The 16,283-nt window shown below is 39.3% G+C and carries 13 protein-coding genes; 8 read left to right on the top strand and 5 right to left on the bottom strand.

Translation table 11 applies throughout. The features are described 5' to 3' along the window. Positions 1-98: 98 nt before the first annotated feature. Complete coding sequence (locus L2735_RS02960; RefSeq protein WP_248983283.1) at positions 99-494, top strand: YgiW/YdeI family stress tolerance OB fold protein; 396 nt, start codon at positions 99-101, stop codon at positions 492-494. A gap of 124 nt (positions 495-618) precedes the next feature. On the opposite strand, the gene L2735_RS02955 is transcribed toward L2735_RS02960, so the two are convergent. Further along, a complete protein-coding gene (locus L2735_RS02955) occupies positions 619-1,656 on the bottom strand; it encodes a hypothetical protein (protein ID WP_248983282.1) in 1,038 nt (345 codons plus the stop codon). Between the two features lie 334 nt (positions 1,657-1,990). On the opposite strand from L2735_RS02955, the gene L2735_RS02950 reads away from it, so the two are divergent. Next, positions 1,991-2,521: an NUDIX hydrolase gene (locus tag L2735_RS02950; protein ID WP_248983281.1), complete on the top strand. Its 531-nt coding sequence runs from the start codon at positions 1,991-1,993 to the stop codon at positions 2,519-2,521. A 164-nt stretch (positions 2,522-2,685) separates the two neighbouring features. Here the strand turns inward: L2735_RS02950 and pdxY are convergent, their stop codons facing one another. Next, the gene (gene pdxY, locus L2735_RS02945) at positions 2,686-3,540 is read right to left on the bottom strand and encodes a pyridoxal kinase PdxY (protein ID WP_248983280.1); all 855 of its coding nucleotides are present in this window, start codon (positions 3,538-3,540) and stop codon (positions 2,686-2,688) included. A gap of 508 nt (positions 3,541-4,048) precedes the next feature. Beyond that, positions 4,049-4,936: a LysR family transcriptional regulator gene (locus tag L2735_RS02940; protein WP_248983279.1), complete on the bottom strand. Its 888-nt coding sequence runs from the start codon at positions 4,934-4,936 to the stop codon at positions 4,049-4,051. Positions 4,937-5,118: 182 nt separating this feature from the next. Between L2735_RS02940 and L2735_RS02935 the strand changes: the two genes are divergently transcribed. The 4 genes from L2735_RS02935 (at position 5,119) to L2735_RS02920 (ending at position 8,650) form a co-directional block, all read left to right on the top strand. Next, on the top strand, positions 5,119-5,322 hold the full coding sequence (locus L2735_RS02935; protein WP_248983278.1) for a DUF1656 domain-containing protein: 204 nt from the start codon (positions 5,119-5,121) through the stop codon (positions 5,320-5,322). 43 nt (positions 5,323-5,365) lie between these two features. Then, positions 5,366-6,229: an HlyD family secretion protein gene (locus L2735_RS02930; RefSeq protein WP_248983277.1), complete on the top strand. Its 864-nt coding sequence runs from the start codon at positions 5,366-5,368 to the stop codon at positions 6,227-6,229. Positions 6,230-6,331: 102 nt separating this feature from the next. After that, positions 6,332-7,783 carry an FUSC family protein gene (locus tag L2735_RS02925; protein WP_248983276.1) on the top strand — a complete coding sequence of 484 codons (1,452 nt, stop codon included), beginning with the start codon at positions 6,332-6,334 and terminating at the stop codon, positions 7,781-7,783. Positions 7,784-8,056: 273 nt separating this feature from the next. Then, on the top strand, positions 8,057-8,650 hold the full coding sequence (locus L2735_RS02920) for a hypothetical protein (protein WP_248983275.1): 594 nt from the start codon (positions 8,057-8,059) through the stop codon (positions 8,648-8,650). A 21-nt stretch (positions 8,651-8,671) separates the two neighbouring features. Here L2735_RS02920 and L2735_RS02915 read toward each other — a convergent pair whose 3' ends face one another. Continuing rightward, positions 8,672-9,619 carry a LysR family transcriptional regulator gene (locus L2735_RS02915; protein WP_248983274.1) on the bottom strand — a complete coding sequence of 316 codons (948 nt, stop codon included), beginning with the start codon at positions 9,617-9,619 and terminating at the stop codon, positions 8,672-8,674. Positions 9,620-10,114: 495 nt separating this feature from the next. Here L2735_RS02915 and L2735_RS02910 point away from each other — a divergent pair, with 495 nt between their 5' ends. Next, positions 10,115-11,128, top strand: a complete 1,014-nt coding sequence (locus tag L2735_RS02910; RefSeq protein ID WP_248983273.1) for a sodium-dependent bicarbonate transport family permease — start codon at positions 10,115-10,117, stop codon at positions 11,126-11,128. Positions 11,129-11,962: 834 nt separating this feature from the next. Here the strand turns inward: L2735_RS02910 and L2735_RS02905 are convergent. Continuing rightward, complete coding sequence (locus L2735_RS02905; RefSeq protein WP_248983272.1) at positions 11,963-13,777, bottom strand: polysaccharide lyase family 7 protein; 1,815 nt, start codon at positions 13,775-13,777, stop codon at positions 11,963-11,965. A 1,003-nt stretch (positions 13,778-14,780) separates the two neighbouring features. Between L2735_RS02905 and L2735_RS02900 the strand changes: the two genes are divergently transcribed. Then, complete coding sequence (locus tag L2735_RS02900; RefSeq protein ID WP_248983431.1) at positions 14,781-16,247, top strand: carbon starvation CstA family protein; 1,467 nt, start codon at positions 14,781-14,783, stop codon at positions 16,245-16,247. Positions 16,248-16,283 lie beyond the last annotated feature (36 nt).

Below are 16,283 nucleotides of genomic sequence, written 5' to 3'. Positions count from 1 at the left end.
ACGATAATTAATATTAACCATTGTAAATGTAAGCTTATATTCAGCTAACTTATCGTATGATGTTTTTATTAAAAAGTTATCTACCTTGAGGTCATCAAATGAAGAAGTTATTAGTCTGCGGAGTGCTGTTCGCTTCAACAACTGCCATTGCTAGTCAGCCGGAAGTTTATACAGAGTCAGCATTGATTAAACCTGCAGTTAAGCAAGCTGGTGGCTTTACAGGGCCAGGCCGCGGAGAAGTTTATAGCGCAGCAAAAGCACTTGAAGCAAAAGATGACACACCTGCAGTCTTAACGGGTTATATCGTTGAGTCTTTAGGGGATGAGGAATACCTTTTTAAAGATGAGAGCGGTGAGATCATTGTTGAAATAGATAATGATGAGTGGAAAGGAATTAGTGCTACACCTGATACTAAACTCACTTTATTGGGCGAAATTGACAGAGATTGGACATCAACATCCATGGATGTTGATGTGGTGAGAATGGGTGATTAACTCAGTATCTGACCTCTGTTACCCTGATAAATTTAAGTTGTCATTAGATTTAAATAGGATATTTATTAGTGCATCAAACAGCACTTAATCATACTGTTTGATGCACTAATAAAGTGTAAATCAGTTAAAAGCGAGCATTGATATCCAATCCTAAAAGTAGCCCGTCTTCGACATTAGCATCATCATTTAACAATTTACTGGCGCTAAATTTAGCGGAAAAATTTTGTGTTATTTGCCACCAGTAAGCCGTGTTAAGGCCGTAATTATTGAAACTATCAGAGAGTTCGATTGTTTCACCTTCAGGGGAATAATTACTACTACTTATAAATTCCTTTAAATCAATATCCTGCCAAGTGTAGTGTGCGCCAATTGACCATGATTTGTTGATATAAAAATCAGCGGCTAGATAAATGTGGTTGAGTGTATTATCAATATCAGTAGTGAAGTCACGCTCTGGCATAAACCCATCTTGTGCAAGCCGAAAATAATAATATTGGCTAGCATCGGTGTACTGCCAACGGGCCAACAAGTTCACACCACTAATTGACTCCATGGGTATATAACTTTGAGCCTCTAGACCAAAGGTATCGGATTGATTATCAAAATTAGCAGCGAGTAAGCCAATTTGAAAATTTTGACCACTGCCACTTGTGTGTTGATAGCTATCTGATCCACTTTGGTTTTGGTAAAAAAGGGATATTTGCGAGCTTTCGTTAAAGTAATAACCTAGCTTAAGACCATAAAGTGACTCGTCGTAATCATATGGCCACGGACCGTAGTCGCTATCATCGTTTATTTGTTGATAATTTGCGCCAACAAACCATTTTGAGTCAAAAACATAAGTACCATCAACTTGGTAACTGCTGGTCTCGAATAAATCTGATTTAAGGTAGTTAAAGCCAAAATTTGAAGATTGGGCCAAAAAGGTGCTTAGTGCCCAAGGACCTAAATCAGTACTCACTGCATTAAAGTAGTATCGATAACTGGCAAATAGGTAAGCATTGTCGCTGTTGTCTGTATCAGTGATATATGAAGCACTAGTATCGTGCTGGAAGCTATTATTCTCAGATGTTTGTGTATCACTAGCTTGAGCAGAAAAAGCCAAAAAGCTAATAGCAATCGCTGATGCCAGTTTGAGAGGCTGAGATTTGAGTGGTTTCATATTTACATCCTTGTCGGTCAATATAGGAAATGCACATAATTGGTGGTTACTTTTTGTTAACTATTGTGTGGTTCTGTATCAAAATTCTTTTGTTTTCAGTGTTTTATGTTTAATTGATGTATATCGAAGTGTTTTTAATGTAAAGGCTAAATTAGCGGGGTTTAAAGTGAACTGCGTGGTTATCCGTTCAGCTGACAGCTGGCGGGTTATTGCTAATAAAGTGAATGCGGTAAGAGCGATTAGGTTGATTTTCAGGGTTAGGGTAAAGGCTGAGAGAAAGTTATTTGGGATAATTTAGCGTATGATGCGCTTTTTGAATTAAATAGAACTTGTAATGCGGCATTTAAAAACCAGCCATCATCCTGATACGCCATTTGAATTGGTCGCTCAGCAGCAAGGCACTATGCTGACTCGTCGAGCGGCTAGAGCAATAGTGCTTGATGGGAATAACATCTTGATGCTCTATACCGAGCGTTATCATGATTACACTTTACCGGGTGGTGGAGTCGATGAGCATGAAGAGATTGAAGAAGGCTTAGTTCGCGAGCTGCAAGAAGAAACGGGCGCTAAATCGATTCGCAATATCAATGAGTTTGGCCTTTATGAAGAATATCGCCCTTGGGCGCGTGATGGCATGACGCTAATCCATATGCTGTCGTATTGTTATACCTGCGATATCGATAGTGAACTAGGCGAAACACGCTTTGAAAGTCACGAAATCAATAATGGCATGAAACCAGTTTGGATAGATATTGATGAAGCGATTCAACATAACCTTGATACGATAGCCAATAGTAATAAGAAAGGTTTATCTATCGAACGTGAAACGTTTCTGTTAAAGCTGATTAAACGAGAGTTACTGTAATCTGCCAGCTCTTGTTGCATCTGGTGATTATGAATCCGCTATTTACACTTTAATGACCAAAAAAACGCCGTTTTATTTATTTGTCGTAAAAGCCTGAAATTTAAATTTCAGGCTTTTTTGTCTAAAATTTAAAGAAATAACTTACAACAGAATCATATCGCTATTTAAACTGGCTTAGCAGTGAAGCACTCACTTGGTGAGACTAACTCGTTTTGTGCCGCAATTGTTTGCAGTTCCCACTGTTGGCGAACTTGAGTTTCCTTAAGCACGCCGTAACTGGCATTGGTAGCGTGTTCAAATGCAGCAACTGGCGACATTCCTGTTAATAATCCACCAGTAAATAACGCTGAAATTAAGTCGCCGACACCGACAGGTTGTTTAGCAAATTCAAGTTGAGGTCGTTGGCTGATATAGCAGCCTTGTTGCGTTGCCAGCATCATGGTGAAGGTATCATCGGCAATAGAGTGTAAATGTTTCACTAACACCATTTTTGGCCCTAACGATAAGGCTTTTTCACAAGCGGCTTTTGCTTGTTCAAGGTTGGTTATTTCCATTTGGGTAAACTGAGTTAACTCAAATTGATTAGGCACAATAACATCAGCAATTGGCATGACATCATTGATGAGTTGTTCAGTAATACCATCGGCGAGAATACAGCCCTTTTCAGGATCACCCATGACAGGATCGCATACATATAACGCTGCAGGATTGTGTTGTTTAACTTTTTTGACGGTCTTAATAATCACTTGGCATTGCTCGGCGCTACCTTGGTAACCAGATAACACCGCTTGGCAGTCGGCAAGTTTTTCTATGTTTTCAATACCTGTCACTAGCTCATTAATGTCATTGGCTGAAAACGCACGACCACGCCAACCTTGTTGGTACTGGGTGTGATTAGAAAATTGCACGGTATGAATAGGCCAAACTTCCATCCCCATACGTTGCAGTGGAAACACGGCAGAGCTATTGCCAGCATGACCAAAAACCACGTGGGACTGAATTGAAATAATACCTTTCATTGATGACCTATTTTTTATTGAATAATGTAGTGAAGATTAAAGTGTAGCAGCGCCTTAGAGCACTATTATCGTATTAGTGATTAACATGCTAATTCACCTTTAGCTTATAAGCGCTTAACTATAAGATTTCAATAATACTTATAATAGTCTGTGATCTTGAATCGTTATAATTGATTTTAACCATATAGATGCAAGAATTCAGTTAACAAAACGCCAATCAAATGATTGGCGTTTTAATCAAGTTATACTGCTAAGCCAATATTTCACTAAGCTTGCGTTGCTTGGAGTCCAGTAAAGTACTCATCTAATACAGCGCGAGTTTCGCGGCAAATTAACTCGTATTCATCATGAGTTAAGTTAGCTAGAGATACGCGAACTGATATGGATGCAAAGCATTAAAGTCTTCACCTAGTTATAAAATCGCTCCAGTTTCATACAAAGTAATCTAATGTCCATAGAGGATAAGTTTATATGACATTTTTATTATTTTTATACCAAATTAACTGAACTATAAATCTGATTGGTTGAAAGTATTAATAATATTTTTTCTAATAGGTGTCGTTTGCTTTGAGTGAGGGCTCCATAACGAAATGGGGACTTGCAGCTTTTCTTGCAATTGGTCACATTCAAATACTGTGAGTTTTTCATCAATGTATTGATTTCGCATGATACTGCTTGGCAGGACAGACCATCCAATATTTTTTTCCAAAAAGTTAATGAGTAAAGCAAGTTGATCAATGACTTCATATTCTGCTGATAAAATGACTTTTTCACTCATCTCATCTTCAATTAGTGACTTGAGAATGAGTTGTCTAGAGGACTTCATTGCGTTAAAAGTTTCGCCCGCATTCATTGACGCGATAGGGTTTCTTTTACCAACACATAAACTGAAATCAATATTTTTAAGGTAACTTGAATCAATACTGTTGATCACATCGCTACGGTAAATATTAACAAATGCAAAATGTATTGTTCCATCAACAATTCCCTTTTTGATGTCAGACTTGTTTCGAATAATAAAGTTGACCTTCATGTTAGGAAACTCAACGTCCAAGTTCAAACGTATCTCCGATAACAATTGAGGCGGCATAAAGCTGCAATATGCAATGGTAATCGATTCAAAGCCGCCAAAAGAAAGGCTTAAAGCCACTTTATCAAATGTCATTGCTTGCTGAACAGTTTGTTTAGCATAATGATAAAGCAACTCTCCATCAGTTGTAGGTTCTACAGCTCTGCCTACTCGTTCGAATAACTCTACCGCGACTTGATCTTCTAAATTAGTAATCACTTGGCCGATTGTGGTGCGGTGTTTCTCAAGTTTTACTGCTGCTTTGCTGAAAGAGCGTTGCTCGTATACAGCGACAAAAGCACGCAGTTGTTCCAGACTAAAGTTCATTGTCCCCCCGTAATACTGTTAAGTTCATTTTTGATAGTTAATACATTGGTTTAACTAATTCTTTCTTATAGTTTACATCAATAATCTTATTTGTGATGGGTTTGATCCATCAAAAGCGATTATTTATTTCCAGTTGACAGCATTACCATGGCCACATCAATAAATACCCACACAGGATTGCTATGCCTCATGAAATTGCACTAGGTGAAGTCTACTGCCCACCACTGATGGTGGTTATCGTTTGCGCTTACCTTCTTACAGTCGTGGTGATGTTTATTGCGAATCGTTTGGGTTGGCATCGCACTGTTGTTGCCCCAGCCATTGTAGAAATTAGCGTTATTGCGATTTTTGCTTTGGTATTAAGCCAGTTTATTGCTATCACCTAGCAGTACTCAACAATTTATTTATTCGTTTTACACAGGAAATTTGATGATGTTTAGATACCTAACAACATTGATTATTGTTGCTATTGCTGGCTTTGGAATGTTTATTCAGTACCAAAACTACACAGAAAACCCATGGACTCGCGACGGGCAAGTCAGAGCGCACATTGTTCAAATAACGCCAAGAGTGACAGGCCCTGTAACTAAGGTATATATCGATGACAATAGCCAGGTTAAGCAGGGAGATATACTTTTTGAAATTGAACCGAGTCTTTACATTGCAGACTTAAATAACGCCCTCGCTAAGGAGCTTCAAGCTCAGGCGTTACTTGAAAAAGCATTGAATGAGAATAACCGTGCTCAAGCATTGGAAAGCAGAACTCATGGCACTGTGTCGGTTTTAGATTTGAATAACTATGAAAATGCAGTTCAAACAGCTAAAGCTAATCTAGCTTCAGTCAAAGCTGTTGTAGAGCAAGCTCAATTAAACTTAGATTTTACTAAGGTGATTGCGCCGACAGATGGATTTATTACTAACTTGAACCTGAGAATCGGGGCGCAAGTGGTAGCCAATAATCCGGTCGTGGCATTAATTGATGAAAACAGCTTTTGGATTGAAGGCTTTTTTAAAGAGACGGATTTAGAGGGCGTTAAAGCGGGCAATAAAGCCACTGTTGCGTTAATGATGAATCCGGATGAAATCATCGATGCTGAAGTCGACAGCATTGGTTATGGCATTGCAAAGTCAGATGGAAGTACCGGCAATACCTTGTTACCTAATGTTAACCCTAATTTTCAATGGATTCGTTTAGCACAGCGAGTGCCAGTTAAAATTCGTATAAATAATGTACCAGAAGCTGTTCAGTTGCGTGTCGGGCTGACTGCATCAGTCAAGATTTTTAAATCATAAGAATTATCATTAATTTTCAGTACCCTTGTTTAAGCACCTTTAGTTAAGTACTAACGGTGCTCTAGCTTGCTCGTTTCCATTCCATTAGTCAGGCGACTTACTATGTTTATTCATGCTTTAAGTGATGCAACAAAAGATGCAATAAAGGTTGCTTTTGCTTGCTCAATCGCAATTGTCCTCGCATTAGCTTTTGGATGGGACAGGCCATATTGGTCTGCAGTAACAGTGGTGACATTAGCGGCGAATGAATCATACAGCCACTCAATTAAAATTGCTCGTAACAGGGTTTTGGGTACGTTATTAGGCTCATTTGTTGCCATTATAATGATTGCTTTGTTTAGCCAAGAACCTGGGTTATTCATTGCTGTTTATCTATTATTAGCCGGTATATGTGCGTTCCTATCTTATAATGTTCGCTACGGTTACATCTTCAAAATTGGTTTTGTTGTGTGTGCATTAATTTGCGCAGTTGGAAGTTTTAGTGATGTCGTTTCTTTCAATACAATCATATTGAGAGTACAGGAAACGTTACTAGGTGTGATTGTATTTTCAATCGTGTTTCGTTTTATTTGGCCTAAAAATAGTGAAAAATCATTTCTACAAGGTCTAGATTTAGTGAATGAAAATTTATCCCAATCTTGTACTGAAATAACTCAGTTTCTGAAATCAGATCATGGTTTAGCGCAAGAAAAGTCGCAAGCCGTAGAAAAAAAACTTAATGATACTCTCAAAGTCATAGAGGCTGTACAGCCCATACTTAACTTACCTTTGTCTGGTAACTACTTGTTGTATCAGCACAAGTCCCACTGGAAAAAGCATGTAACCATTTATTATGAGTCTCTGTTGACCTTATTGGATGTATTGAGTAAAGAAACTAATACTAATATAGGTAATATTGAGCAACATGAAATTAGACTTCGTCATTTGGAGCAGTTACAGACTGTTTCTCAAGCTTTAGAATTGATAGCGGAAGAAAGGCTGCTGTTGTCAAATCAAGGTAAAGAAATGCAAAGTGTCACAGCATTAAAAGTCAACACTTCATGGAAGCAGTTATCAGCTGAAATAGCTCCTTTAATGCCGTTTAAAGCTCGGTTAAAAGATGCATTAATCGTCATGATGGTTATTGCTACATGTTTTGCTATGTGGATTTTTATTCCATTACCTATTGGTATTTTATTTCCTTTAATTAGCACTGTTTTGTCTTTTACTATTGTGTCTATGCCCAAACAGATGGTAAATGATGCCTTAATCGGCGTGTTAATCTTTGGTGCGATAGTGTTGACTGAATATGTTCTTATCATGCCAACCCTAACTGAAGTATGGCAACTTGCTTTGTTTTATTTCATTAATTTATTCTTGATTTGGCGCGTATGTTCTACACCTAAACTCGGTATTCAGAAAGTATTGGGTGGTAACATATTGATGGTAATGACGATGAATGCAATGCATTTGACGCCTATTTATGATGTGACGTTATCACTTAATCTTTTGGTTATCGTTTTTCTATCAATGGCGATTATTAGGTTTTATGTGGCTTTACTTAAAGATGGATAGGTGACTAAATAGTTTAGGCTCAACCGCTTCGAAGGGGTGTCCAAATTGCTTTATTTATTGTTTAACGGATTTTTGTGAATTTAACTCGCCTAGTTTGCTAGGCAGCAATCAACTCGCCTCAATTAAAAAGGATTCTAGTTAAAACGAAACATGACCGACTAAGATAAACCACCCCTAGGCAGTTAGATTTTTATTTGGCGCGATTTGGTAACTATCTGTATTGGTTGTAGGTGATTATTTGTTCACCAAGTTCTTCACTGGAAAGGGAGTAAGATGCCTATATATACCAATAACTCGTTATCTAAACGAGCTAGAATATTATCAATTTTTACTATCGCAATAATGATTAATTTCTCTGCAGTGAATGACAGTTATGCTGCGCAGTATGTATTTCCACAGCAAAATCAGACAAGTGAACAGCAAGCTGCTGATGAAGCGAGTTGCGCCAGTTGGGCGGTATCGCAAACAGGCTATAACCCAAGTCAGCCACTAACTGTCGCTGCATCAACATCAACATCAACATCAACGGCAACAACTCAAGTTACACCTGATGGTAATGACTCTGCTGATAGAGGCTCTGGCATGCGAGGTGCGATGGCTGGCGCTGCTGCTGGCGCTATGATTGCAGAATTCGGTGATGATGATCGTAGTGATGCTGCACAAACTGGTGCTGCCATTGGTGCTGTCGCAGCAAGACGTCAAAGTCGCCGCAGTAATATTCAACAAGCTGAACAGCAACAACAAGCCGCTCAGCAGCAAGCTGCGCAACAACAGGCTCAAGTTCAAACGGCAAATACCCAAGGCGAGCAAAATTTTTATCAAGCTCGAGCAGCATGCCTTGAAGGTAAAGGCTACAGTGTTATTTAGGCTAGCTGCAAAGCTTACTCGTTATGATTCTATACCATTTCGTTGTAATTCTTGCTCCAATAATTGTCTGCCATTGGTTTGGATATGTTCTAAAAACTGGTTAGCAACCAAAGTGTGCCTTTTAGACTTAGACCACACAAAAAACCATTTTGCATTGATAGGCAGCTCTTTAATCGGCAGACGGATTAAGTCATTCTGACCGCCATAAGTCAGGGTGTGAGCAGACAGTATTGATATCCCTAACTTAGCCATTACGCAATGTTTAATGGCCTCGTTACTTTCAATGGTCATCTTTACGTTAGGATTAAGCTCATGATCTTTAAAGAATGCTTCTATAGCGTGACGAGTGCCTGAGCCTTTCTCTCTAATAAGAAACGGCGCCTGGCAAAGCTGCTCAAGACTGACCTGTTTGTGTTGAGCCAGTGGGTGAGCTTGGTGTGCAATTGCTACTAATGGGTTTTGCAGTAGCTCAATACTGTCTGAGTCACTATCAATGGGAGGGTGACTAAACACATAAAAGTCATCAATACCTTGTTTGAGTCGCTCTATGGTTTGCTCGCGATTGCCTACATTGAGCTGAATATCGATGTCTGGATATTGTTCGCAAAAAGGGCCTAATAAATGGGGGATAAAGTATTTTGACGTGGTGACAACAGCAATACGAAGCGTGCCAGATTGCCCTTGACGCATTTTACCTAAGGACATATCCAAACGAGCAAAACTGTCTAATACTTCTACTGCAGTTTTGACCATTTCTAGACCAATTTCAGTAAAAACTAACTTTCTATTACTGAAGCGATAGATAGGCTCACCAACGGCTTCGGCCAGCTTTTTCATCTGAATTGATACCGTGGGTTGAGTAAGAAATAGTGCTTTTGCGGCTTCATTGATCCCGCCCCTATCGTGAACGGCGAGTAAAATTTCCAGTTGTCTAATTGTGCCTATATGGGCGTGTAATCTAGATTCCATCTTTTGACTCTCACTTATTTACATATTCCCATTTATTTACTGGTTCTTAGCGTTATTTATCGCGGCTCAGGATTATTTATTGGTATGCACTACTGATTCGAAGGCTCTCTAATATCAACCTTTTTTCGTGCAGGTTAGGTATTTTATAACGATAGGCTACAAAATACTTATATAGATTTATATCTATATATCCTATAGGTAATATCAATTTTTATCTATTTATTATAATTGTCATAATCTCGCTATCGGTTTATCGGAATTAATACATCGCGCGGAGATCCCCATGCTTTATAGACAACTCATTTTTAATCTCGTTGTAGCATTTACTTTGGTGCTTTTAGGTGGGCTGGTGGCTAAAAGTGATTCGGCAGGTCTAGGGCTAGTCGCGCTAGGGAGCGGATTATCACTGCTGACATTAATGTCATTTAGGGTGGGGAAAAGAAAAGCTCGCCATAGTACTACTCTGACCCAAACAGTGTCAGTAGGAGATAACTCGTGCAGATAGATGTCAGCATTGGCTTTTTCTTGTTAGGGGTCGTGGCTGTTTTAGCTGGTGCTAAAATTGAATTTCCTAAAAGCCTATACCAAGCATTAATGTTATTTTTAATGATTGCTATAGGCCTCAAGGGCGGTGTTGCTCTTGCTGAGCATGCTTCTTGGGCCTTATTATCTCAGTCAATTTATATTCTGTTGTTTGGTCTATTACTGCCTTTTATTGCCTTCCCGATTTTGCATTATATCGGTCTTTTTGAACGTCATGATGCAGCGTCAATAGCTGCACATTATGGCTCGGTAAGTGTTGGGACTTACGCGGTGGCGGTGGCTTATTTAGAGAGTAAAAATATTGCTTACGAAGCCTATATTCCATTGTTTGTTGTGTTGCTAGAAATGCCTGCGATTGTAGTGGGTATTATGTTGGCTAAGCCATCAACTCCAAGTATGAGTGCTGATGGTGAAGTATCCGGTTTTTCACAGCCAGTAATTAAAGCGCCCAATATTAAGCAGCTTGTTCTAAAACTATCTTCATCTAAAAAATTGCTTCATGAAATGTTTTTCAATCAAGGCATTGTGCTTATGGTGGGCAGTTTAATTATCGGTTTTTTAGCTGCAGAAAAAACCTATTCTATCGCACCACTATTTTTCGATTTATTTAATGGGGTGCTAGCATTATTTTTATTAGAAATGGGTATGGTAGCGGCCAGTCGTTTGAGTGATATAAAGCGAGCTGGCAGCTTCATATTAGCGTTTAGTGTGGCTATGCCATTAATAGGTGGTTTTTTAGGTTGTGGCTTAGGCATGTTGATGGGACTTTCAACTGGTGGGGTCATTTTAATTGCGGTACTTGGTGCGAGTGCTTCTTACATTGCAGTACCAGCTGCAATGAGAGTGGTATTGCCTCAAGCCAATCATAGCTTGTCGATTAGTGCATCATTGGGGATTACTTTCCCGTTCAATGTGATATTAGGTATCCCTGTTTACACTGTGATTACCTTATGGTTTATGGGATAAAAATGTGAAACTTTATTTACGTGGTTTGTTTGTTTCATCATTCAGGCGTATTTCGCGTAAATAGCAGGTCTAATGCAAGGTTTTAACCCAGAAGTAAGGAAAATTGCAGCTAAAGATACTTTTTAAGCCGAATTCAGATTGTTTAATTTGAAGTTAACTGTTTATTGAGCGCGGAATGTCAGGCCTAGCAACATAGCGCTCACAAAAATCAGTTTTAGTTAGAGGGACTGAAAACATAAACCCTTGCAGGTAATCACATGACAAACCGCCGGTATATTGAAGATTAGCGTCAATATTTACTTGGTTACCGCTAGCCGCATCGGGATAAGGCCTCGAGTATCGATACTGTTTTTAGTGATGATATTAGGGCCTGTTGATCTTTGTTGATTAAGTTTTATTCGAAATAAAAGCGTTTTAATTGAGGTGGATGGATTGATGCCTAGTCATCTAAGCACTTCTTTTTAAATGTTGTTTTTCCAACAGCTAGCTGGTGCATATTATTAATATATCGCGTTTCTTACTTGGCTTTTACATTTTGCTTTGTGATGTTAGGGTTTTATTGCCGCTGCATTAACATTGGCGTTACAAGTAAGTGTATATCAAACATCGGCTTTTTGCGTTTTTCCTTCGGGCTTAACGTAATAAAAGCCAACAAATGATCTTGTTGGCTTTGATGATATGACTATGGCTGTGAATAAGTAAGCTTGATTCATTGAAGTAAGCAGTAATACAAACGTTCGAAGCCAGGGAGGACAGAGCGTTTGTATTGTTATGCGAGTTTTACCTTTCTATATGCTCTTTATATTAATGAGTCAGCTTTTAGTTAGTTATCGATTAATACGCATAGCCATTATGCTTATTGCTCAAACTATAAAATGTTGCTTGAACATAGTCATCTGCGTCACCTGTATTGTTTTGGTTATAAACACCAGCTTTGAAGTACATGTATTGATCGCCAGCATCATAAGAGCTACCGCTCATATCGACTTCTTCAACAACATCAGTTTTACCTTCGCGCATGATCGTGATGGTTAAAGTATTACCCATTACTTTGACTTGGTAGCTGAACTTCTCATCAAGGCTTATACCATCGGCAGGATCTGAAGCTGAGCTGCTACGAGACCCAATCATTTCATAGTATTGCTCCGATCCTGTAATGGGTTCATGGGCAATATAAATTGACCCTTTACTGTTAGATGGCAGCTTACGGTAGTAAAGACGAAGTGGCTCATCATCGTTAGCATGAATCTGACCGACAATCACACGCCCCACTTGGCTACTATCACCCGTGGTGGTGACATAGTTGACGGCGAGCGTTGCTTCTAGGGTGCCATCAACACCGCCCGCAGCATTTTGATCTGATGAAGGTGCGCTACTAAATACCCAGTTGTTGCCACCCACACCTTGAGTGCTATAACTGGTATCTCCGCGGCGTAACATTTCACGTAACTCAGTACGGGCGTAGCTGGTGTTGGTTGAAGTTTTTGGGGCATCAATAGGGCATCTAAATACCATGCCACCATCTGCAGCTGTAAAGAAATATGGAGAGCGGCTATAGCCACTCGATAACTCTATTTCTTTGATTGTGTCAGATTTTCCATCATTGTTTTCATCAACAGGGACACCTAGGGTCCAATCCACTAATTCGAAGTTTCCTGATGGCGGTAAGTCAGGATCTAAGTTACCGACAGGGTTACTGGGTTCGGTTGGATCTGTTGGGTCCGTTGGTGCAGAGCCATCTGAGCAACCATTAATTTTGGTTTCAACAATACTATTCCAAGTATTAGATGAATTACCGTAGCCCGTTATTCTAACTAACTGAGCACTGGTATCCGTGACATCGTATTCTTCTAGTCCTGCATTACTGCCACTTGATTGACCTGAAGATAGGACTGATGTCCAATTGCTACCATCTGCTGAGGTTTCCATATCAAAGTACGACGCGCGCTCATTACCTTTAAACCAAGCAACAGACACTGATTTCACTTCAGACTGTACGCCTAAATCATAGGTAATGGTTTTACCTTCTCCATTAGATGACCAACGAGATTCAGTATCGTAGCTGTTATCAATGGTATTGCTCGGACCGTGACCATCGTTAGTGCCGTTATCTGTTGCGGCTACAACGGATAGGGCGCTGCTACCTGTACAAGTGACAGGTGAAGTCGGCTCAGAAGGTTCAGTTGTGTCAGATGATGTTGTGAGTTCGAAAGAGTCAAAACGGCCTTCATTACCAAAGTATTCCCCATATATGGTAACGCTAGTTGCTGAGCCACTATTAAACGTTACGCTGGCCTGTTGCCAATCGCTGCTACTGATGTTGGTTGATTCGTTAACACCGCTGGCCGATACTCCTAGCTTTCCTCCACCTATAACGTAGGCAGTTAAAGTGTAAGTAGTGTTGCTATTAATATTGAGGTTTTGCTCAACTCTACCGTTACTGCCTGACATTTTTGCAGACTTACTGCCTTGATAAGCCACACCTGATATTGATGAAGGATCAATATCAGTCCAGCCGTCAAAGCTATTTTCGAAACTAGGATTAGTAATACTGATAGTTTCAGCATTGATGCAACCGCTGGTTAAACTGGTGGTGATAGCAGTCGCTAGAATAGTAGCAAGTTTATGCTTTTTATGATTTTTTATCATTTTTATACCTTAGGTCGTTTCCCCATTTGAGTTAACAACTTATTCAGCAAGACCGACTGCTTTATCTCAGCAGTTTGATCTGATCATTCTATGACTAGTGAATGGCAACTGAATAAGCTGTTGCTGCCTAATACATAAAATGACCTCAGTAATGTAATACACTATTTGAAGCATTAGGTGCTATTGGTTATACGATCTTGTTACCAATTTGTAAAACTGATTTGAGTGTAAAGATTGTAAATTGGTAATATTGTTTTGACACTTAAATTTTATCTATAAATGAAAAAATAATAAGTTGTTGTATTTGAATGAATATATAAGTTGTCAAAATTTAGTTACTAAGCTACATAATTCTTATACCTTTTTCATCTATCTATATAAGTATTGGCTAAAATATATGCATTAAATACGATATAGGGTAGTAGTTTAAATTGGTAAGGTAGGTTTGGGGGCCGAAAACTTAAAACTTATCGACGACTTTTGGAGGAGAACCTTGACGTGAGCTGCCCTGATAGTAAAACTCCGCTGGTAATTAGAAATGAGCTAACAAATACTTATTCAGCCATGAACATTTATTTCATGTATGGCTCGAGGGAGAAATGTAAGAGGTAAGTGATATTTAGACTCTTTAAGGTATGAGCTAACTCTCATTTTTGATTATTTATTAACTGGATTATAAATTTTATATCTGGATGGAAAACTTACTGTTTTGAAAGTATTTTGTATTAACATTTCTCGCTCTGCTTTTAGCGAAATATCATAGCAAGTTATTAAAGTCGCTAGTAAAAGCAATAAGGCTGGTGTTTATCTCTGGCAATTTCTTGATACTTGGAATAAAACGGTTTTTGAGTATTTACACATATCTAACATCCCACCTGCATTAAGGGCTTTAGGCTGACAACCCCTACTTTGGTATAACACAATGGTACTTGACCAAGGGGGCATAGTGGCTGACACTCTAGGCTATTCTAATACCCTATATAGTTATGGATGGCACAAAAACATGCTTATTTTCTTCATTTGTCTTGCGTTGTTGATCCTCGCTTACAAGTTTTACAGCCCATTTGTAGAACGCCAAGCAGGCATTGACCCCAACGTAAAAACACCCCAAAAACGTTTCGAAGATGGGGTCGACTATGTCGAAGTCCATCCTGTTAAAGCGTATCTTATTCAATTTCTAAACGTTGCTGGTGTAGGCCCAATTTTTGGCCCTATTTTGGGGGCTCTGTACGGTCCTATTGCCTTAGTTTGGATTGTACTGGGTAATATTATTGGTGGTGCGGTACACGATTATTTCTCTGGTGTATTGAGTATCAAAAATGACGGCAAAAGCTTGCCTGAAATCGCGGGGAAATACTTTAATATCTACTTTAAAGGTGTGATGCTGGTTTTCACCGCGATGTTATTGTTCTTCGTGGGTGTGGTATTCATCATGAGCCCAGCAGGATTATTAAGTAACCTTGATTATTTCGAAGGTACTATCCTTGCTAATAATGTGTTTTGGGTTGTTTTAATTTTAGGCTACTACTTCTTAGCAACTTTATTGCCTATCGATAAAATCATTACCAAGCTTTATCCATTATTTGGCTTGTTGATGATTGTGATGACCACTTCAATCGCAGTGGCATTATTAATTAGTGCGCCTCAATTGCCTGAAATGGGTGATATTTTTGCTTACTTCGACCATAGCCATTACAACAATGACTTACTTGAGCCTAACCCTGATGGACTACCTGTATGGCCATTACTATTTGTGACCATTACCTGTGGTGCAATCAGTGGTTTCCATTCTACTCAAGCACCTATCATGGCGCGTTGTTTAACTAACGAAAAATACGTTCGCCCTGTGTACTATGGTGCAATGATGTCTGAAGGTATTGTGGCTTGTGTATGGGCATTAGCGGGTATCGCTGCATTTCCTGGCGGATATGTCGAGCTTAAGAGTATTCTTGATGCAGGTGGACCTGGACTAGTTGTTAATCAAGTAGCCAGTACTTACTTAGGTGTCGCAGGCGGTATTATGGCGATTATAGCAGTAGCTATCTTCCCGATTACTTCTGGTGATACCGCTTTCCGCTCACTGCGTTTAACCATCATTGATGCGTTTAATATTCCGCAAACAATGCGCAACCGTCTGTTAGTGGCAATCCCAATTTTAGTGATTGCATACTTTATGACTAAGATTGATTTCTCGCTGATCTGGCGCTACTTTGCCTTCTCAAATATGCTGCTTTCAACCAGTGTATTGTGGCTAGCAACTAAGTACTTGTTTGACCGTGGTGCCTTCCATTGGATTGTAAGTTTACCAGCCATTATCGGCACGTGTGTCACAGTGTCTTATATTATGACTGCAGGTATTGGTATTGGCTTACCGCAATCGTTTGGTCAGCCAGTGGGTATTGCAACAGGTATTGTGTGTTTAGTTGGACTTATTATTACCCATAATAAGCGAAAAGCCGTTGCTCAATAAAAGACGGCTTTAATTTAAAAAGGACTGCAATAGCAG

The organism is Shewanella olleyana, assembly GCF_023283825.1.
GTDB lineage: Bacteria > Pseudomonadota > Gammaproteobacteria > Enterobacterales > Shewanellaceae > Shewanella > Shewanella olleyana.
This window is presented reverse-complemented; position numbering and strand designations above follow the sequence as displayed.